The following is a 20,225-nucleotide window of genomic DNA, read 5'->3' on the forward strand; positions in this document are numbered from 1 at the left end:
GGAGGCGCTCCGGCGTCGGACTGGGAGCGGCGTTTTCGTTGATTTGAGACAAGGGATACGCGCCCATGTTCTACCAGCTTTATGAGATGAACCATGCGATGATGGCGCCGTGGCGCACGGCGGCAGACGCCATGCGGCTGGCCTTCAGCAATCCGATGAATCCGGTTTCACATACCTATTTCGGACGCGCCGCGGCCGCAGGACTGGAAGTTTTCGAGCGTGCCACCCGCCGCTACGGCAAGCCGGAATTCGGCCTTGCGGAAACCGAGATCGATGGGCAGCCCGTGCCGGTCCGCGAAAGGATCGTCTGGCGGGAGCCGTTCTGCAATCTCATCCATTTCGAACGCAGCCTGCCGAGGGACCGCACTCCGGATCCGAAAGTCCTGATCGTTGCGCCGATGTCCGGCCACTACGCCACGCTGTTGCGCGGAACGGTGGAAGCACTGCTGCCCCATTCCGACGTCTACATCACCGACTGGATCGACGCCCGCATGGTTCCCTTGAGCGAGGGAACCTTCGATCTCGACGACTATATCGACTACGTCATCCAGATGCTGCATTTCCTCGGGCCGGATGCGCATGTGATCGGGGTCTGTCAACCGGCCGTTCCGGTTCTGGCGGCCGTTGCGCTGATGGAGGCGGCGGAGGATCCCCTCGCACCGTCGACGATGACGCTGATGGGCGGGCCGATCGACACACGCATCAACCCCACCGCGGTCAACGAGCTTGCGAAGGAACGGCCGATCGAGTGGTTCCGCGACAATGTCGTCATGCCGGTTCCGTGGCCGCAGCCCGGCTTCATGCGCATGGTCTATCCGGGCTTCCTCCAGCTCTCCGGCTTCATGTCGATGAACCTCGACCGGCACCTCATCGCCCACAAGGAATTCTTCGCCCATCTGGTCAAGAACGATGGCGACGCGGCCGAAAAACACCGGGACTTCTACGACGAATATCTTGCGGTGATGGATCTGACCGCGGAGTTCTACCTGCAGACCGTGCAGGTGGTGTTCATGCAACATGCGCTGCCCAAGGGCGAGATGATGCACCGCGGCAAGCGGGTCGACCCGACGGCGATCCGGCGCGTGGCGCTGCTGACCGTCGAGGGCGAGAACGACGATATTTCCGGCCTCGGCCAAACCAGGGCGGCGCAGACGATCTGCACCGGCATTCCCGATTCGATGCGGCAGCACTACATGCAGCCCGATGTGGGCCATTACGGCGTCTTCAACGGTTCGCGCTTCCGCCGCGAGATCGCACCGCGCATCGTCGCCTTCCAGCGCCGGCATTCACGCCATGCGGAGCCGGTCAAACAGCTCATCAAGGGTGGCAAATCGGCCTGAGCGAGTCATCGGAGCGCTCGATTTGCCGGAGGAAAGTCAGGGGGTTGTCCGATTCCTTGATGCAATGTCTTGCGCCGGGGCCGTGGCTTTCCCACATCGTTTTCATCGGGCCGCGAAGGGCGGCCCGCCGACTGCGAGGAATCCTGAAGATGAACCAATCTGCACTGATCCGTCCGGACTGGACGCCCGCGACCATTGCATTGATGGTGCTGGGTTTCATTGTGTTCTGGCCGCTCGGCCTGGCAATGCTCGCCTACATCCTCTTCGGCGACAAGCTGAGGGCGTTCAAGAAGGACGCCAATGAAGGAGTGGATCGCATGTGTGCCGGCTTCAAACGGAACCACCGGGGACATTGGGCACATCATCGTACCGGCAATGTCGCCTTCGACGACTGGCGGACAGCGGAACTTGCCCGTCTCGACGAGGAGCGCCGCAAGCTTGACGAGATGCGCGAGGAATTCGACGGCTATGTACGCGAACTCCGTCGTGCCAAGGACCAGGAGGAATTCGACCGCTTCATGCGCGAACGCAAGAACGGCCGCACCGGTCCGGAAGCCGGCTTCGAATCGAGCTGATCCCGCAAGGCATCCGGTGTTTCATGTGAAACGCCGGATGTCGCTCGTCCATCTGCCAAGTCCCCTGCGAATCGGCTAGAACGGCCTCATGTTTTCATCTCTCAAGCGGCGCCGTGGCAGTGGACCGCCCCTTGATGTCGTCCGTGACATCGAGGTCGCCGGCAAGGTCCTTCCCCTGACCATTCGGCAAAATGCGCGCGCGACGCGGATGACGCTTCGCATCGAGCCCGGAGGGCGAGCGTTAAAGCTCACCGTACCGGAAGGCCTGCCGGAGCGCGAGGTCAGCGCCTTCCTCACCCGGCACCAGGGCTGGCTGATGACCAAGCTTGCCCGCTTTTCCGGAGAAAGCGAGATCGAGGACGGCGGTACCATCCTTGTTCGCGGCGTCGCGCACCGCATCGAGAGAACGGGCCGCCTGCGCGGCTTGACCGAAGCGCTCGTGATCGGCGAGGAGGCGGTTCTCAGAGTGGGCGGTGCCGAGGAGCATCTGCGCCGGCGCATCGCCGACTATCTCAAGAAGGAAGCCCGCAGCGAACTCGAACGCCTGGTCGCCGTCTATGCCGGCAGGACGGGAAGCAGGGCACGATCCCTCAGCCTGAAGGACACCCGCAGCCGCTGGGGTTCCTGCTCCGCCGAGGGCGATTTGAGCTTTTCCTGGCGGATTGCCATGGCGCCGCCGAAGGTGATCGCCTATCTCGCGGCACACGAGGTCGCCCATCTGCAGGAAATGAACCATGGACCGCGTTTCTGGGCGCTATGCGAGAGCCTGTGCCCGGAAACGAAGGACGCCAGGCACTGGCTCAAGCGCAACGGTACGATGCTGCACGCGATCGATTTCGGGTAGATCGAGCGTGGCCGAAGGGCCCCTCACCCCGCAGGCGAGGAGAGGGAAATTGGGAGGCATGCGGCTTATCCCGTCGCTCCGCTTGCGGCGAAAAGGTGCAGGAAGGGCGGAGGAGGGTGCCGGCTTGGTTCGCCCGAAAAACACCGGATGCCCGCCGCCCCCCTCTTCCTAAGATTGGCCGCTGGCGCGCAACGGTTTTGCTCGACTCGGGCGGCATTTCATGCAAGGTCGCTTTCCATGAAAACGGAAGTGAAGATCTGTGGTTTGAAGACGGCCGAGGCCGTGGAACGTGCCGTCGCGCTCGGCGCTTCCCACGTGGGCTTCATCTTCTTTCCCAAGAGCCCCCGCAACATCGAACCGGACGATGCCGGCCGCCTTGCCGCGCGCGCCCGCGGGCGCGCGAAGATCGTTGCGGTCACGGTCGATGCGGACAATGACGGTCTCGACGAGATCGTCTCGGCGCTCGCCCCCGACGTCCTCCAGCTTCACGGCTCGGAGACCCCGGAGCGGGTCCTTGCCATCAAGGCGCTTTACGGTCTTCCGGTGATGAAGGCGCTTGCCGTCCGTGAGGCCTCCGATCTGGAGCGGATCGATCCCTATGTGGACATCGTCGACCGTTTTCTCCTGGATGCGAAGCCTCCGGCTGGTTCCGATCTGCCGGGCGGAAACGGGATTTCTTTCGACTGGCGGCTTCTCGACGCGCTTGACGGAAGCGTCGATTACATGCTTTCCGGTGGATTGAACGCGAGCAACATCGAAGACGCACTTGCGCTGACCGGCGCCCGCGCCATCGATACATCATCCGGAGTCGAAAGCGCGCCGGGGATAAAGGATCTGACGCTCATGGAAGCGTTTTTCGAAGCGGTCCGCCGGGCGGAAGCTTGAGCGGCCGCGATCAGGGAGCAAGACGTGAATCAACCGCCTAAACCGAACTCCTTCAGGTCCGGACCCGATGAAGAGGGCCGTTTCGGCATATTCGGCGGGCGCTTCGTCGCCGAGACGCTGATGCCGCTGATCCTCGATCTCCAGGATGAGTGGGCGAGGGCGAAGAACGATCCGGCCTTCAAGGCAGAGCTCGAAAATCTCGGCACCCACTATATCGGCCGGCCGAGCCCGCTCTATTTCGCCGAGCGCCTGACGGCCGAACTCGGCGGCGCCAAGATCTATTTCAAGCGCGAGGAGCTCAATCACACGGGCTCCCACAAGATCAACAATTGCATCGGTCAGATCCTGCTCGCCAAGCGCATGGGCAAGACCCGCATCATCGCGGAAACCGGCGCCGGCCAGCACGGAGTGGCATCGGCGACGGTCGCGGCGCGCTTCGGCCTGCCCTGCGTGGTCTATATGGGTGCGACCGACGTGGAGCGGCAGGCGCCGAACGTCTTCCGCATGAAGCTTCTCGGCGCCGAGGTGAAGCCGGTGACCGCCGGCAACGGCACCCTCAAGGACGCCATGAACGAGGCGTTGCGCGACTGGGTGACCAATGTCGACAGCACCTATTACCTGATCGGCACGGCTGCCGGCCCGCATCCCTATCCGGAGATGGTGCGCGACTTCCAGGCAGTCATCGGTGAGGAAGCCAAGCGGCAGATCCTCGAAGCCGAAGGCCGGCTTCCCGATCTCGTGGTCGCTGCCGTGGGCGGCGGTTCCAATGCGATCGGCATCTTCCATTCGTTCCTCGACGACGAGGGCGTCAGGATCGTCGGCGTGGAAGCGGGTGGCAAGGGGCTCGACGGCGACGAGCACTGCGCTTCGCTCACCGCCGGTTCGCCCGGCGTGCTCCACGGCAACCGCACCTATCTTCTTCAGGACGGTGACGGCCAGATCAAGGAAGGCCATTCGATCTCGGCCGGGCTCGATTATCCGGGCATCGGACCGGAACATGCCTGGCTGAACGACATCGGCCGCGTCGAATATGTGCCGATCATGGACCATGAGGCGCTCGAGGCCTTTCAGACATTGACGCGGCTCGAAGGCATCATCCCGGCGCTCGAACCGTCCCATGCGCTTGCCGAAGTCATCAAGCGCGCGCCGAAGATGGGCAAGGACGAGATCATCCTGATGAATCTCTCCGGTCGCGGCGACAAGGACATTTTCACCGTCGGCAAAATTCTCGGTATGGGGCAGTAAAGATCATGACCGCACGCATGGAGCAACGGTTCGCCGACGTGGCGGCCGAGGGGCGCCCGGTTCTCGTGACCTATTTCATGGGCGGCGACCCGGATTTCGAAACGTCGCTGGCGATCATGAAGGCGCTGCGGCAGGCGGGTGCCGACATCATCGAACTCGGCGTGCCTTTTTCCGACCCGATGGCCGATGGACCGGCGATCCAGCTCGCCGGCCAGCGCGCGCTGAAGGCCGGGCAGTCGCTCGCCAAGACGCTGGAGCTCGCCCGGCTCTTCCGGGCGGAGGACCAGCGCACCCCCATCGTGCTGATGGGCTATTACAACCCGATCTATATCTATGGCGTCGAGCGGTTCCTGGAGGACGCGCTCGAGGCCGGCGTCGACGGCCTGATCGTCGTGGACCTGCCGCCGGAAATGGACGACGAACTGTGCATTCCTGCGCTTGAGAAGGGCATCAGCTTCATCCGCCTGGCAACGCCCACGACGGACGATCGCCGCCTGCCCAAGGTTCTCGAAAACACGTCGGGTTTCGTGTATTACGTGTCGATGACCGGGATCACCGGCTCGGCGCTGCCCGATCCGTCGTTGATCGCCGGAGCGGTCGCACGCATCAAGGCGCATACGCCCTTGCCTGTCTGCGTCGGCTTCGGGGTGAAGACCGCCGACCATGCGCGCGCCATCGGCGCATCCGCAGACGGCGTCGTCGTCGGCACGGCGATCGTCAATCAGATCGCGTCGAGCTTGACCGAAGAAGGCCAGGCAACGGAAGCGACGGTCCCGGGCGTCGAAGCGCTCGTCAGGGGGCTTGCGGCCGGCGTACGGGCGGCACGGCTTGCTGCAGCCGAATAATTGCCCATATTGACGCGCACAAGCCGAAGGAAAATCTTCAGGAGACTGCTTAATTGAACTGGATCACAAACTACGTTCGGCCGAAGATCAACTCGATGCTCGGCCGCAGGGAAGTTCCGGAGAACCTCTGGATCAAGTGCCCTGAAACGGGCGAGATGGTGTTCCATCGCGATCTGGAAGAGAACAAATGGGTCATCCCGCAATCCGGCTTCCACATGAAGATGCCGGCGAAGGCCCGTTTGAAGGATCTCTTCGACGGCGGAATCTACGAGGCCTTCCCGCAGCCCAAGGTGGCGCAGGACCCGCTCAAGTTCCGCGACTCGAAGAAATACTCCGATCGCCTGCGCGACAGCCGCGCCAAGACCGAACTCGATGACACGATCGTTGCCGGCCTCGGCCAGGTCCAGGGCATCAAGCTCGTCGCCGTCGCGCATGAGTTCAACTTCATCGGCGGGTCGCTGGGCATTGCCGCGGGCGAAGCGATCGTGAAGGCCTTCGAGCGCGCGATAGCGGAGAAGTGCCCGCTGGTGATGTTCCCGGCCTCGGGCGGCGCTCGCATGCAGGAAGGCATCCTGTCGCTGATGCAGCTGCCGCGCACGACCGTAGCCCTGAACATGCTCAAGGAAGCGGGGCTTCCCTATATCGTCGTCCTGACGAACCCGACGACCGGCGGCGTCACCGCATCCTATGCGATGCTGGGCGATATCCACATGGCCGAGCCAGGCGCGGAAATCGGCTTTGCCGGCAAGCGGGTGATCGAGCAGACGCTGCGGGAAAAGCTTCCCGATGGCTTCCAGACTTCGGAATATCTGCTGGAGCATGGCATGGTCGACATGGTCGTCAAGCGCCACGACATCCCGGAGACGCTCGCGCGCGTTCTCAACATTCTGATGAAGAAGCCGGCCAAGGCGGTCAAGCGCGATACCGCGACGGAGTTGGCCCCGCTGCCGGTGGCCGCGAGCGCCTAGATTAGGGCTACCATCATGACGGCGACACAGGTCAGCGAGGCGGCGCAGGAGATCGAGAAGCTTCTCGCCCTGCATCCCAAAGGGTTCGACCTTTCGCTCGACAGGATCACGCGGCTGCTTGCCGCCCTCGGCAATCCTCACGAGCGCCTGCCGCCGGTCATCCACGTGGCCGGCACCAACGGCAAGGGCTCGGTCACGGCCTTCTGCCGGGCGATCCTGGAGGCCGCGGGCCTCAGCGTCCATGTCCACACGTCGCCGCATCTGGTGAATTGGCACGAGCGCTATCGCCTGGGTGTAAAGGGCGGCAAGGGCGCCCTGGTCAGCGACCCCGTGCTTGCCGATGCCGTACGGCGCGTTGCCGAAGCGAATGGCGGTGAGAAGATCACCGTCTTCGAAATCCTGACCGCGGTCACTTTCCTGCTCTTCGCGGAGCATCCGGCCGATGTCGCGATCATAGAAGTCGGCCTCGGCGGACGATATGACGCGACCAATGTCATTGCCCGGCCGGCCGTCTCCGTGATCATGCCGATCTCGCTCGATCATCAGGCCTATCTCGGCGACCGGGTCGAACTGATCGCTGCGGAGAAGGCGGGGATAATGAAGCGGGGCTGCCCGGTGGTGATCGGCCACCAGGAGGAAGAGGGCGCACGCAATGTGCTGATCGCGACCGCCGAACGTCTCGGCTGCCCCATATCCGTCTACGGACAGGATTTCATGGCGCATGAGGAGTTCGGCAGGCTGATCTTCCAGGATGAGAACGGCCTTGCGGATCTGCCGCTGCCGCGCCTGCCGGGCCGGCATCAATATGCCAATGCCGCGGCGGCGATCCGTGCCGTTCGGGCAGCCGGTTTCGATGTTCCCGAGGCGGCCATCGAGAAAGGGCTGGCCGGCGTCGAGTGGCCCGGGCGCCTGCAGCGCCTCCCCGGCGGTAGGCTCTCGCATTTCTGCCCGCCGGGCGCCGAGATATGGATCGACGGCGGACACAATCCGGGCGCCGGCCACGTCATTGCCGAGGCGATGGCCACCTTCGAGGAGCGCGACCCGCGACCGCTCTTCCTGATCATCGGCATGATCAATACCAAGGAACCGATCGGCTATTTCAAGGCTTTCCTCGATCTGACGGAACAGGTCTTCACCGTGCCGGTGCACGGGTCCGACGCGGGACTGGACCCGCTGGCGCTGGCCGCCGATGCGGCCGCAGCCGGGCTCGAGGCCAATGCAACCTCCTCGGTCGCCGAAGCGCTCGGGCAGATCGCGGAACTCACCGACGAGGACCCCGTGCCGCCGCGCGTGCTGATCGGCGGCTCCCTCTACCTGGTCGGCGACGTGCTCGCGGAAAACGGCACGCCGCCGCGCTAGATCACGACGATTTCAGGCGAAAAAAAGCCCGGCTAGGCCGGGCTTCGCATTGTCGGATTGAAGTCCTGGCGGATCAAGCCACCGCGTTCGAAATCCAGGAGCTGAGCGCCGTCTTCGGTGCGGCGCCGACCTTGATGTCGGCGACTTCGCCGCCCTTGAACATGGCGAGCGTGGGGATCGAACGGACGCCGTATTGCGCCGCGAGTTCGGGGTTTTCGTCGATGTTGAGCTTGACGACCTTGACCTTGCCGGCAAGCTCGGTTGCGATTTCTTCGAGGCTCGGCGCAATCATCTTGCACGGGCCGCACCATTCCGCCCAGAAGTCGACGACGACCGGTTCGGCCGAGTTCAGAACTTCTTTCTGAAAATTGGAAGTATCGACTTTCACAGTAGCCATCGGGTGCTCCTTCGGAATGGCAGTGTCCAGATGTTGTGTCTCATGTGAGGCATCGCCACCGGATTTTCAATATCGTGTATCTCACTTTGTCGCGAGCTCTTCAAGACTCCTGTCTAGCATCGGCTCGGGAAGTACCCGGATCGCCGGGCCTTCGGTGAAGATCAGCACGCATCGGAAACGCTTGCCGGGGTAAAGAGGTTTCAGGATTTCCCGATAGATCGCGAGCTGGTTTCTGTAGACCGGCGCGATCTCTTCCGGCGATTCCGGGATTTCGCGGTTGGTCTTGTAATCGGCGATCGTCACCATGTCGCCGGTGACGGCCAGACGGTCGATACGGCCCGATACGGCGAATTCGCGTGTCCCGAGCTTCAGCGTCCCCATGACGGAGACTTCCGCCCGGCTGTGCTCGCCGAAAAGCGGTTGCAGATCCGCATGGTCGAGCACGTCCATGACGTTCCCGGCAAGTGCGCGCCGTTCGGCTTCGGGCCAGCGCGGCACGGAACGGGCGAGATAGCGCTCCGCCGCGGCCAGGCGCTCGCGGCCGTCGACCGACGGAAGAACCTGCAGCAACCGGTGCAGGATCGCGCCGCGGAGCATCGAGAAATTCGGCGCGCTCTTCCCGGCGAAAAGGGCCGAGCCGACGATCGCTTCGCCGTCGGGGACGTCGATTGCGATGGTCGTGCCGGACGGGGCAAGAGGCCGGGGCAGCCGCCGCGGCGCGGCCGGAGGCGTGAAAAGCGCCGTCGGCAAGCCGGCTGTCTGCCGTTGCGATTCTTCGGATCCGCCTTCGGACGTCGGGAGGTCGCGCGGCACATGCGCTTCGCGCCAGGCAATGCCCTGCCACTCCTCGCTTCCGGCGCGGAAAAGCCTCGGCGTTCCGCGGCCCTTCAGGTCCTGTGCCAGCGTTCCCTGCACCATCGAATGCCAGGTGTCGGTGTTCTGCCGCTGTCCGCGATAGCCGCAGACGATCAGGCGGTCGGCTGCGCGCGTCATGCCGACATAGAGGAGCCGGCGGTATTCCTCCTCGGCGAGCTTCTTCAGCCGCTCGTTGTCGGCGGCGATGAGCGAGTTCGGCGTAGAACCCGGCGCGCGCCAGACCGGGACCGTGAGCCCGGAATGATCGGCCTGCGTTTTCTCCACGAAGCGAAGGTCCGAGACCTGCTGGCGGACGAAGGCCTCACCGCCGCCGTCAACCAGGAAGACGACCGGCGCCTCGAGGCCCTTGGCGGCATGTACGGTCATAACGCGAACCTCGTCGCGTTCCTTGTCCTGTTCGCGCTTGACCGTGGGCGCTTCGATCTCCAGCGTCGAGATGAAAGCCTGCAGGCCCGGCAGACCGCTCCTTTCATGATCGAGAGCGAAGGTGAGGAATTCGTCGAGAATATCGCTGACTTCGCTGCCGAGCCGCGCCAGGAAGGCACGCCGTCCGCCATCGGCGCCGAGGACGCGGGCATAGAAATCGTGCGGCAGCAGTTCCCGCGCCAGGCCGGCATAACGCGAAAGCGTGCGGACCGCTCCGTGATAACGGCTCGTCTCCTCCGCGCCCGCCTGACGCAGCCGTCGCCAGAGGCTTTCGCCCTCTGTCCGCCGTGCGGCGAGTTCGAAGACATCCTCCTCGGCAAAACCGAGGAGCGGGCTCTTCAGCAGTGCCGCGAGCGACAGATCGTCCTCGGGCAGAAGCACGAACCGGCCGAGCGCGATCAGGTCCTGCACGGCGATATGGCTGGTCAGAACCAGCCGGTCCGCGCCGGCGACGGGGATATTGCCCCGCCGCTTGAGGGCGCGCGTCAGGGCATTGACGAAGGCGTCGCGTTTGCGCACCAGCACGATGACGTCGCCGGGCCGCATGGCTCGGCGCACGCCTTTTTCGATCACCGTCTCCTGGCCGATCCAATCCTCGAGGACCGCCGCAATGCGCCGGGCGAGGATGTTGACCGGCGCGCGCTCGGGCGTCGCGTCGAAAGGAGCGGTCCAGTCCTCTTCCGAAGCCGCCGGCTCGGGCGCGATCACATCCCAGAGGTCGACGGCGCCCGGCTGGCCGATCCGATTCGACGCATGCACGATCGCCTCGCTCCGAGCGCTCAGACCTCTCGCATTCCCGGAATTTGCAAAGACCGTATCGACGGCGGAGAGCACGTCCACCGTCGAGCGGAAAGAAAGCTGCAGGCGGATGGGGCTGAAGTGTCTGTTGCCCGCGCGCACCCGCCGCTCCGTCAACGTGCTTTCGCGCGAGAAGCGCTCCGGCCGGGCTCCCTGGAAGGAGTAGATCGACTGCTTCTCGTCGCCGACGGCGAAAATCGTTCGGTCATCCGCGCGCGCCGTTTCGCCGGCAAAGAAATCCGCCGCGAGCGACTGGATGATCGCCCATTGCGCAGGACTCGTATCCTGCGCCTCGTCGACGAGGATATGGTCGATCCCCTGATCCAGCTTGTAGTGCACCCAGGCGCCGACGTCGCTTCGGGCAAGCAGTGCCGCCGTGCGGTTGATGAGATCCTCGAAATCGAGCTGGCTGCGTGCCTTCTTGAGCGCCTCGTAGTCGCGGTTGAGCCTCTCGGCGAGAATGAGGGCGGCGCGGGTCGCCCCGTACATCTGGACGATGCTCAGGCGGTCCACGCAGGCGAGCATGTGGCTGCGCGCCTCTTCCACCCTGAGTTCGAGCTGCGGCGCTGCACGGCGCATGGCGGCGTTCAGAAAGGCCGATTCCGCCTTGGGCTTGCCGCCGCCGTTGAAGAAGAGTTCCACGAGTTTGGCATAGCGGGCGGTGACATCTTCGATCGCGCGGACGGCCCGCAAGCCTTCTGCGATGGCAGAGGGCTTGGCGCCGCCGAGGCGCAATCCAAGGTCGATATAGTCATCGAGTGCGGGGCCATTGAGTCCCGCCAGCGGCCAGACCGCGGCCATGGCCGTCTCGGTGGTCTCGCCGGGATCGAGGCCGAGCGCCGCCCGCAGATGCGCGTCCATCCCGCCGCGTCCGGAGACGTGATCGAGAAAGGCCTGGATCGGCGCCCGGTTGGCGACGATCGCCGCAAGCAGCTTTTCAAGCCCGGTATCGTCGGCAAGATCGAGGACCGTGGCGAAGGCCTCCGCCAGTTCCCGGTCGCTTGCCGCTGCCGTGGCGGTCAAGAGAGCCCTGCGGGCGTCGGCGAGCAGCACCGCCGCTGCGCGGTCGTCGAGAACGGAGAAATGCCCCGCGACATTGGCCTCGAGCGGGAACTGGTGCAGAAGCGCCTCGCAGAAGGCATGAATCGTCTGGATTTTCAGTCCGCCCGGGGTTTCCAGGGCGCGCGCGAACAGCCGGCGGGCCTCCTGGATCTTGGCCGTTGGCGGCCGCTTGCCTTCGATCGCCTCTATGCGCTTTTCGAGGGTGCTATCGTCGAGGGTCGCCCATTCGGCGAGTTTCTCGAACACGCGGTTCGACATCTCGGAAGCGGCCGCCTTCGTGTAGGTCAGGCAGAGGATGGCGGACGGCCGGCAGCCCGCAAGCAGAAGCCGGATGACGCGCTGCGTGAGCACATGCGTCTTGCCGGAGCCGGCATTGGCGGAAACCCAGGCGGAACGCGCGGGATCGGAGGCGAGCGCCTGCCGCTGCGTCGTCCAGTCGAGCCACCCCTCGGGGGTTCTCTCCTCCGGGCCTGTCGCATCACTCCTCATCGTCGTCCTCGCCATCCGCGGTCGCCCATTCGGCGACGCGCGCCAGATGATCGTATTCGCCGCCGTAGTCGCGCTGTTTCTGAACGATCAGGCGCGAGGCGAAACCGAACCTGCCGCTCATAAGCGCGGAAAGCAGCTTCCGGAGCTCGACGAGCGACTCGTCCGCCAGTTGTTCGGTGGATTTCGTCTCCTTCGAACGGGCGCCCTCGTTGTTGACGGTGTCGACGGCAAACCGGCTGCCCGGCTTCAGCCGGACATAGCGCAGGGAGTGCGGCCGAGCCGGCCCGATCATACGGAATGCCCCGGCCCTGAGCGCTGCCGCCTCGAGCGCCAGCTGCGGGTCGAGAAGTGCCCGTGCCTCTTTGGGCGAGGGGCTCGATCCGGTCTTGTAGTCGATGATGTCGATCGTTCCGTCCGCCAGGCGATCCAGCCGGTCGGCGATGCCGGTCAGCCGGATATCTCCGATGCCGAGATCCATCGCCGCCGGAACCTCGGTGAACGAGTTCACAATGCCGTGCCGGCGCTCCCGTTCCCACTCGAGGAACGCCCTTCCGACTGCCTGGAAGCGTGGCCGCCAGATGGTGTCGATATGCGCAGGCAGTTTCTCCTCGTCGAAAGCCTCGTCGGTGAGGCGGATCATCGCTTCCTCGCCCTCGCATGTCGCCGGGTCGAAGCCGCCCTTGACGAAGCGATCGACGATCCGGTGATAAAGCAGGCCGCGTTCCGCCGCCCCCGGATCGCGGTTGAACGGTTGGATCGGTTCCAGCCGGAGAATGCGCCTCGCGTAGACGGCATAGGGATCGCGGCGCAGGCGCGTCACCTCGCTGAAGGAATATTTTCGCGGCTGCAGCTCCGCGGGAGGCTTCGGCTCCGGCCGGTCCGACAACGGCTGACGCTCGCCTTGGTCGAGAATGCGCATCCAGTGGAGATAGTCGGCGCCATTGGCCTTGAGCAGTTCCGTCAGCCTCTTGCCGACGAGCGCCTGAAGGCGCTGCAGCCATCGGGAAGCCACCGTCGGCGCCGATCCCTGACGCATGGAGCGCGAAAGGATCAGCCGGCGGGTGCCGCAGGCCATCTGGAAATCATGCGCGAGCTGGCCGATTCGCCGCTCCGGCGGCTCCAGTCCGATACCCGCCTTCATCGTTCGCGAAAGGAACGGATCGTTCGACGTCTGCCCCGGCCAGGTGCCCTCGTTCATGCCGCCGAGAACCACCAGGTCCACGCTTTGCAGGCGCGATTCAAGCGCTCCGAAAATGAAGACGCGGGGATGGCGCATCGATCGCGGCTTGACGGCTTCGCTTGCGGCAAGCGCCTCGAGAATGTCGCACCATTGCGGCCCGTCGGCCTCCATCTGACCATCGGTTTCGATGATGCCCCTGAGGAGTGTCGCCAATATTTCGCCGGCTTCCGAAGCCCAGAGCGCCCCAAGGTTGCCTTGCTCGTCGATGGCGGCCGCCTCCAGAGCGCGCCCCGTACGCTCCGCCCAATCCGAAAGGGGCAGCACGGCCGAGCGGTGACGGCCGGTTTGCGGATCGGCAGAGAGAGTGCTGGCCAGGGGGCCGACCGCCGAGGATATTCGGCGTGCGAGTGCGCGCGCGATGGCGATGTCGTCGGGGCCGATACCGGCCCTCCAGGGCGGCGGGTGCCGGTCGGTCTTCTGCCTGTCGAGCGCCTTGTCGATGACCCCCTCCAAGGACGATATGTCGGCCGCATCGGTGCCGCCGCGCAGGGCCGCGAGCTCCAGCACGTCCGCGGCTCGGCGCGCACCCTCTGCCGTCTGACCGAAGCGCGCCAGCGGATGCTTGAGAAGTGCGACCAGGGCAACCGGATCGTCCGGCCTCAGCGTCGCTTCCAAGAGCAGCCGGGCAAGTGCGCCCGCCGGCGTCGCCGAGAGCGGAATGCCGGCGGAATCGTCCGCCTCTATACCGAAGCGGGCAAGCTCGGTGCCGACGCGACGCGCAAGCCCTCGATCGGGGGTGATGAGCGCCGCCTGGCTCTCCTCGTGGGCTTCGAGCGCGAGCCGAAGCGCGATCGCGATGGCGGTTGCCTCTTCGCGTTCGTTCGCCGCTTCGATCAGCGCCACATCCGCAAAGGCGGACAGGAGTCTATCCGCATCGAAGCTCTGGCGGGCCTCCATCCAGACATTCGTCGCGTCGGCGGGCAACAGCGCCCGCGACAGGACCGCGCTGCGATAATCGAGATCATCGGCAGCGCTCGCGAGGGCGGGCACGTCGCCGCGTTCGATGCCCATGCGCTTGAGCAGACGGTGAAATCCATATTGCGGGTGGGTGCGGCTTGCCGGGCCCCTTGAAGAAGCGCCGGAGCCGGGGGTCTCTCCGGCGATCAGCCGCCACTCCGCATCGCTCATCGATCCGTCGAGGCCCGGGAGCACGATCGTACCGTTCGGCAGCGCCTTGACCGCGGCGATCAGGGCGGCCGTCGCCGGGATCGAACCGGTCGAACCGGCGATGATGATCGGTCCGCTCACTTTTCCGGCGGCGATACGCTGGGTTTCGGCCTTCAGCACCGCATTGCGGTGGCGTGCGGGCGAGGAGTGCTTGAGTTCCGCCAGCCGCTCCGGCCAGTAGGTGCGGGCGATCTTGAGGAAGGCGAGCGTCAGTTGCCACCAGAGCGCATGTTCGCCGCCGTCGAGTCCGTCGAGGGCCTCCCAGTCGAGTTCCTCGGTCTCGATCGCGTCGATGAGTTCGGCGAGGTTGCGCGCGAGCCAGATGGCGTCGGCAGGGCTTGCCGGCGCGATCAGCGGGCTTTCCGCGTGGATGTCGAGGACCACCTGGGGCAGGCGGTTTCGCCAGGCGAGAATGAGACGGCCGAGTTCGATGAGCCTTGCCGTTCCGGAAAGCGGCGGCGCGAGGTCGAGGATCGCCGGCACCTCGGCGTCGAAGAAGCCGCTGTCGTCGTCGGTCTCGCCGAGCGCCCGGATCATCGGCAGGATGGCCGATCGGCCGCCGAGCAGATCGACGAACTCCGAGCGCAGCACGCGGGCGGAGCGCCGGGTCGGCACGAAGATCGTCACACCGGCCAGTGCCAGCGGCTGCGCCGGATCGTAGCGGAAGCCCGGGGTCAGCTCGCCACTGCAGAGCCTTTCCGCGACCGTCCTCAGAAAAGGCAGGCCGGCGGGAATCGTGAAGACGTTCGGATGTCCGGGCACCTCATCCCTCCGGCCGGAAGCGGCGGATCGCAGCCTCGGCCTCCGCTATGGCTTCCGGCGAGCCGACGGTGATCCAGTGCCCTTCGAGCATCAGACCGAAAAGGCGTCCCCTGGCGATCGCCCGGTCGAAATAGATGTTGAGGTTGAACGCCTCGTCCGGCGCGTCTGCAAGCAGCGCTGCGTCCATGGCGATCGCGCCGGCATAGACGACGGGATTCGCCATGCCGTCTTCATAGCGCGTGAGCCGGCCGTCTTCCGATAGCGAGAAATCCCGTTTGCCGTTGTGCCCGGTCGTGTTCTCGAGACGCACGCAGAGCAGCGCCATGTCCATGCGCTCCGGATCGAAGAACTCGGCAAGCTTTTTCAGGTTGCACGGTTGCCGCGGCTTCTCGCCGATCCAGAAAAGGTCGGCATTCATGACGAGCACCGGCCCGCCATCGAGCAGTTTCAGGCCCTTCGCCAGCCCGCCGCCGGAATTCATCAGCGCATCCCGCTCGTCCGAAATCAGGATATGCGGCGCCTCTCGCCGGCCGAGGTGCTCCTCCATCTGGCCGGCGAAATGATGGACGTTCACAACGGCCCTGGTGACGCCCGCGGCGGCGAGCAGATCCAGCACATAGTCGATCATCGGCTTGCCGGCTATCCTGACAAGCGGCTTCGGCAGCGTGTCGGTGACCGGCCGCAGGCGGGTGCCCAGTCCGGCCGCAAGCACCATGGCATTGGTGATGGGCATCGTGTCCTAACGGTTCGCTGATTCGGGAGCGAGGATTCCAGCCTTAATGCACCATTCGCGCAAGGGTGTCAGCACCTGATGGGAGAGCGCATGCTCGAGATAGGCGAAGGTGCGCGGCATGTGCTTCATGTAGCCGGGTTTGCCGTCGCGCTCCTTGAGCCGCACCCAAATTCCGGCGAGCTTGCAGTTGCGCTGAGCGGCCATCAGATGCCAGTCGCGCCGGAAGGCGGCCTCGTCGAAGGGACCCAGACCACGGCGCTCGGAGATGTAGGCAGTCATCATCCGCTGGGCGAGATCGGGTTCGATCGTCACTCGCGCATCCTGCACCAGCGAGGCCACGTCATAGGCGGTCGGCCCGATCATCGCGTCCTGGAAGTCGATGATGCCGATTCGGTCGAATCCGGTGCGGTCCTGACGCCAGAGAATGTTCGGCGAGTGGAAATCGCGCAGAAGCAGGTTCTTCTCCGCGGAAGCGAGAACGCCGATCAGTCCGTCCCATACGGCGAAGTATTCCCGCCGCTCATCGTCCGAGGCAGGCCGCCCCCGTTTCCACGGGAGATACCAGTCGACGAGCAGACTGGTTTCGATCTTGATCGCCGTCCGGTCGAAAGCGGGGATGTGGTGAACCACCCCTTCAGCCACTGCGATGTCGCGTTCCGCGGGCTGAGCATGCAGCCGGGCCAGAAGGCGCGCGCCTTCGATGTAGCGCTCAGCCACGGGGCGGCCGTCGGCGTCGAGTAGGCCTTCGGATCCAAGGTTTTCGATGAGAAGCAGACCCTGGTCGAGGTCGCGCGCGTAGATCGCCGGTGCCGCGAAACCGCGTTTGCGGAGGAGTTGCGAGATCGCGACGAAGGGCACGACGTCCTCGGCGATATGGGCGAGCTGCTGGTAGTACTTGCCGTCCTCAAGGATAGGTCCCGGCTTGTGTCGCGGCGCATCCATCAGGATCTTCGCCGGCGCACCATCCCCGGTGTCGATGCGTTCATAGGCCCGGATCGAAGCGTCGCCGCTCAGGTGGCGCCGACGGGCGTCGGGATAGGCTGCATCGAGCAGGAACTTGCGAATGGCAAGCGAGCGGGTGATCCGTTCGAAGGCCGCGTCCGGTGCGGTCAGGTGAATGCGCCGGCCCTCGTCTTCATGCGAGAAGGTCAGGGTGATTCGGTCGGCCGGAAGCGCCTCCTCGGCCTTCTCCGGCCATTCCACGAGACAGATGCCGTGGGCGAGCGCCTCGTCGAAACCGAGCTCGTCAAGCTCGGATGCGTCCGCGAGCCGGTAGAGATCGAAATGAGCGACCGGGATCCTGAGGTCGTAGCTTTGAACCAGGGTGAAGGTGGGACTGGGCACCTCGAGCGTCTCGTCGTCGGCCATGGCCCGGATGAAGGCCCTTGCCAGGGTCGATTTTCCCGCGCCGAGGTCGCCCGAGAGAGCGACGCATTCGCCGCCCTTCAGCGCCAATGCGAGATCTTCGCCGAATTCGATGGTGGCGGCCTCGTCCTTCAGCAGACGTTCGAGAGATTTCATTTAGTTCATCTATTCCGCCGCGATGACCTTCGGCGCTTCGGCGGAGGGAATGCGGCAGGTTACTGCCGTGCCTTCGCCCTCCTTGCTGCGGATCGAAACATTGCCGTGGTGAAGGCTGACGAAGCTCTCCACGATGGACAGGCCCAGGCCCGCGCCGCCGCGCTGGCCGTAGCTTTCGAAGCGGTTGAACACGGTGTTGAGAACGTCCTGCGGGATCCCTGGCCCCGTGTCGGTGACGGAGAAGGCAAAGTCGCTCCCCTCGCGCCAGCATTTGAGCTCGATCGTACTTCCGTCCGGGGCGAAATTCGCCGCATTGGTGAGAAGCTTTATGAAGATCTGCTTCAGCCGTTGCAGGTCCGCGGTGATGCGGCCGAGATTGTCGGGCGCTTCGGTTCGAAGCGACACGCCGCTCTCGATCAGCCGATCGCCCATCTGCTGCGTCACGTCGTCGATCAGATCGATGAGATTCACTTCCGCGAGTTCGAGCTCGACGATGCCGGCATCGACGGTCGCAAGATCGAGGATGTCGTTGACGATCGTCAGAAGCAGCGACGAGGAGGTGGCAATGTGGTCGACATATTCAGCCTGGCGCTCGTTGAGCTCGCCGAACACCGGCGTTTTCAAAAGGTCGGCAAAACCGATGATGTTCGTCAGCGGCGAGCGCAGCTCGTAGGAGACGTGGTGTACGAAATCGTTCTTCAGCGCATCCGCCTTGCGCAGCGCTTCGTTCTTTTCGGTGAGCGCGCGCTCTACGCGGACGCTGTCGGTGATGTTGACGAAGGTCAGCATCGTCTGGGCGTTGGGCAGCGGAATGACCGCGTAGTCGAGGATGAGGCCGGTGCGCAGCTCCAGAATGCCGCGGCTCGACGGCCGCTCGTCGTCGAAGCTTGTGATGATATGGGCGAAGCGCTTCCAGCCGTCCGGCTGGTCGTAGGAGGCGAGACAAGCCTGCTCGATCGCGCGGATATGGGTGCCCGGCTGAGCCTCGGTCTCATTGATGCCCCAGATCGCCCGGAAGGCCGGGTTCGAGAGCCGGATGCGGCCGTCGGGTCCGAAAACGGCGACGCCTTCGGCGAGATGGTCGATCGTTTCGCCCTGGACCTGGACCAGCGTGTTGTAGCGCGTTTCCAGATCGACCCTTTCGGTCAGGTTCTCGAACACCCAGGTGGCGCCGCCCTGCGGCCGCGCGGTGGCGAAAACGCGAAGCGTCTGGCCGTTCGGCAGGTGCCAGAGATCGGACTGCGTATCGATCGCCTGATAGACGGAAAGCGCACTCGTCTTCCATTGCTTCCAGTTGAGCTGCTCCGGCAGCTTGCCGCCGGCACGCAGCCGATCGAGCACCTCGCCGTTGTCGGGCTTGCGCTCGAGGAATCCCATGTCGAGATCCCAAAGCCGCTGGAAAGCCTGATTGTAGAACTGCAGCCGCTGATTGCCGTCGAAGATCGCCACCGGCGTCGCCAGGTGTTCGAGCGTCTCGGCATGGCTCTTGAGCGTCCGCGCCAGCTCCTCGCGCACCGCCTCGATGCCGGAAACGTCGATCGCGATTCCGGCAGAGCCGGCGGGCGTGCGGGCGTCCACGACGTCGAAAAACGTCCGGTTGCCCCTGACCACCGTCGAAACCTTGTCGCGGAACGGCGTCTGGAGCGTCGAGACCGCCCGGATCCGCTCGCGGGCCGTGGTCGCAAGCAGCTCGCGCTCTTCGGCGACGGCCGTGCTCGCGCTCTGGGTTTCGACCGCATTGGCATAGGCCGCATTGACCCATTCGAGCCTGCCGTCTCCTGCGCGCTGCCACGCGGGAAGATCGACCGCGTCGAGCAGCGTCCGCAACGTCGAAAGCGAAGCATGCAGCTGGTCGCGTTCGAGCTTCAACTCGGCGAGTTCGGCCCTGAGATTGTTGAGCGCGATGAAGCGCACGAAGGCCCGCCCGCCGGATACGCGGCCCTGGGCCTCGAGGACCTCGTTACGCTGGGTTTCGAGCACGAGATCGAAGCTCTGCGCCTGGGCACGCAAGGATTCGATCGCCTTTTCGAGCAGACCTGCCGATTGCGGCTTGATCCAGCGGCCGAAGGCGAGAAAGTCCCGGTCGTCCTGCGGCGCGCCGGTTTCGACCGGAAGCTGACCGAGGAATTCCGGGCGCTCTGCGAGCCCGTCCCAGATCACGATGCGCCGGTTCTTGTCCGCAATGAGAGCCTGGAAGCGGGAAATGCGCTGGTTCGCGTCGGATAGATTGGAACGAAGCTCGCGGTTCTCGGCCTCAATATTGCCGCGCTGGCGGATGAGCCAGATCGCCGAAATCATGGCGGCGGAAATGACGCCGATCAAAACGGAGAAGGTCACCACCTCCGTCGTGCCGAATATGCTTCTGCCGGGATCGGTGGCCTGAGCTGCGGCATCGCTTGCCGCAAGCAATACCGTTCCCGCAAGGAGCCGCTTGAGCAGTCTCGGCGCCCCCTGCCGTCCTGCAGAAGACATGGATTCATGTGTTTTCACGGCGCCGTCCCCGTTCGTCCGGAAAGTGCCGGCGACCTTGCGCCCCCGCGCGCCGGAGCCCGTTCAAAGGCTCCTGTCAGTTCCGATTGCATCTCCGGTCTGTCTCCGTCTGTTTGCCGCCTGTCCGACAAGACATCCCATTTCGACCGCGCCGCCGGCCCGAAAAATCCACACCGGCATAACGAATCGATAAGCTAAACATA

Annotated in this window: 14 protein-coding genes; 8 read left to right on the forward strand and 6 right to left on the reverse strand. The window is 64.7% G+C overall.

Annotated elements, in window-relative coordinates; genetic code table 11:
* The first annotated feature begins 65 nt into the window (after nt 1-65).
* The 8 genes from phaZ (at nt 66) to AC6CIG_RS21075 (ending at nt 8,061) form a co-directional block, all read left to right on the forward strand.
* Complete coding sequence (gene phaZ, locus AC6CIG_RS21040; protein WP_018098673.1) at nt 66-1,340, forward strand: polyhydroxyalkanoate depolymerase; 1,275 nt, start codon at nt 66-68, stop codon at nt 1,338-1,340.
* 149 nt (nt 1,341-1,489) lie between these two features.
* Nucleotides 1,490-1,915 (forward strand): DUF2852 domain-containing protein, encoded by a 426-nt coding sequence (locus AC6CIG_RS21045; protein WP_026169010.1) that lies wholly within the window; start codon nt 1,490-1,492, stop codon nt 1,913-1,915.
* Nucleotides 1,916-2,003: 88 nt separating this feature from the next.
* Nucleotides 2,004-2,759, forward strand: a complete 756-nt coding sequence (locus tag AC6CIG_RS21050) for a M48 family metallopeptidase (RefSeq protein ID WP_127710524.1) — start codon at nt 2,004-2,006, stop codon at nt 2,757-2,759.
* Between the two features lie 237 nt (nt 2,760-2,996).
* Entirely contained in the window at nt 2,997-3,644 is a 648-nt protein-coding gene (locus tag AC6CIG_RS21055; protein WP_127710526.1) for a phosphoribosylanthranilate isomerase, read from the forward strand.
* A 24-nt stretch (nt 3,645-3,668) separates the two neighbouring features.
* Complete coding sequence (gene trpB, locus AC6CIG_RS21060; RefSeq protein ID WP_018098669.1) at nt 3,669-4,889, forward strand: tryptophan synthase subunit beta; 1,221 nt, start codon at nt 3,669-3,671, stop codon at nt 4,887-4,889.
* 5 nt (nt 4,890-4,894) lie between these two features.
* A complete protein-coding gene (gene trpA / locus AC6CIG_RS21065; protein ID WP_018098668.1) occupies nt 4,895-5,734 on the forward strand; it encodes a tryptophan synthase subunit alpha in 840 nt (279 codons plus the stop codon).
* Between the two features lie 53 nt (nt 5,735-5,787).
* A complete protein-coding gene (gene accD, locus AC6CIG_RS21070; protein WP_018098667.1) occupies nt 5,788-6,702 on the forward strand; it encodes an acetyl-CoA carboxylase, carboxyltransferase subunit beta in 915 nt (304 codons plus the stop codon).
* Between the two features lie 15 nt (nt 6,703-6,717).
* A complete protein-coding gene (locus AC6CIG_RS21075; RefSeq protein ID WP_018098666.1) occupies nt 6,718-8,061 on the forward strand; it encodes a bifunctional folylpolyglutamate synthase/dihydrofolate synthase in 1,344 nt (447 codons plus the stop codon).
* A 73-nt stretch (nt 8,062-8,134) separates the two neighbouring features.
* On the opposite strand, the gene trxA is transcribed toward AC6CIG_RS21075, so the two are convergent.
* The 6 genes from trxA to AC6CIG_RS21105 form a co-directional block, all read right to left on the reverse strand.
* Complete coding sequence (trxA, locus tag AC6CIG_RS21080; RefSeq protein ID WP_018098665.1) at nt 8,135-8,458, reverse strand: thioredoxin; 324 nt, start codon at nt 8,456-8,458, stop codon at nt 8,135-8,137.
* A gap of 81 nt (nt 8,459-8,539) precedes the next feature.
* Nucleotides 8,540-12,109: a double-strand break repair helicase AddA gene (gene addA / locus AC6CIG_RS21085; RefSeq protein ID WP_127710528.1), complete on the reverse strand. Its 3,570-nt coding sequence runs from the start codon at nt 12,107-12,109 to the stop codon at nt 8,540-8,542.
* Nucleotides 12,099-15,278: a double-strand break repair protein AddB gene (gene addB, locus AC6CIG_RS21090; protein WP_127710530.1), complete on the reverse strand. Its 3,180-nt coding sequence runs from the start codon at nt 15,276-15,278 to the stop codon at nt 12,099-12,101. The genes addA and addB overlap by 11 nt, the downstream gene beginning before the upstream one ends.
* Nucleotide 15,279: 1 nt before the next feature.
* Nucleotides 15,280-16,011: a nucleotidyltransferase family protein gene (locus AC6CIG_RS21095; protein ID WP_018098662.1), complete on the reverse strand. Its 732-nt coding sequence runs from the start codon at nt 16,009-16,011 to the stop codon at nt 15,280-15,282.
* 6 nt (nt 16,012-16,017) lie between these two features.
* Nucleotides 16,018-17,532 (reverse strand): tRNA (adenosine(37)-N6)-threonylcarbamoyltransferase complex ATPase subunit type 1 TsaE, encoded by a 1,515-nt coding sequence (tsaE, locus tag AC6CIG_RS21100; protein ID WP_437412608.1) that lies wholly within the window; start codon nt 17,530-17,532, stop codon nt 16,018-16,020.
* 9 nt (nt 17,533-17,541) lie between these two features.
* Complete coding sequence (locus tag AC6CIG_RS21105) at nt 17,542-20,022, reverse strand: sensor histidine kinase (RefSeq protein WP_127710534.1); 2,481 nt, start codon at nt 20,020-20,022, stop codon at nt 17,542-17,544.
* Between the last annotated feature and the right edge of the window lie 203 nt (nt 20,023-20,225).

Source organism: Sinorhizobium sp. GQ132 (genome assembly GCF_059758575.1).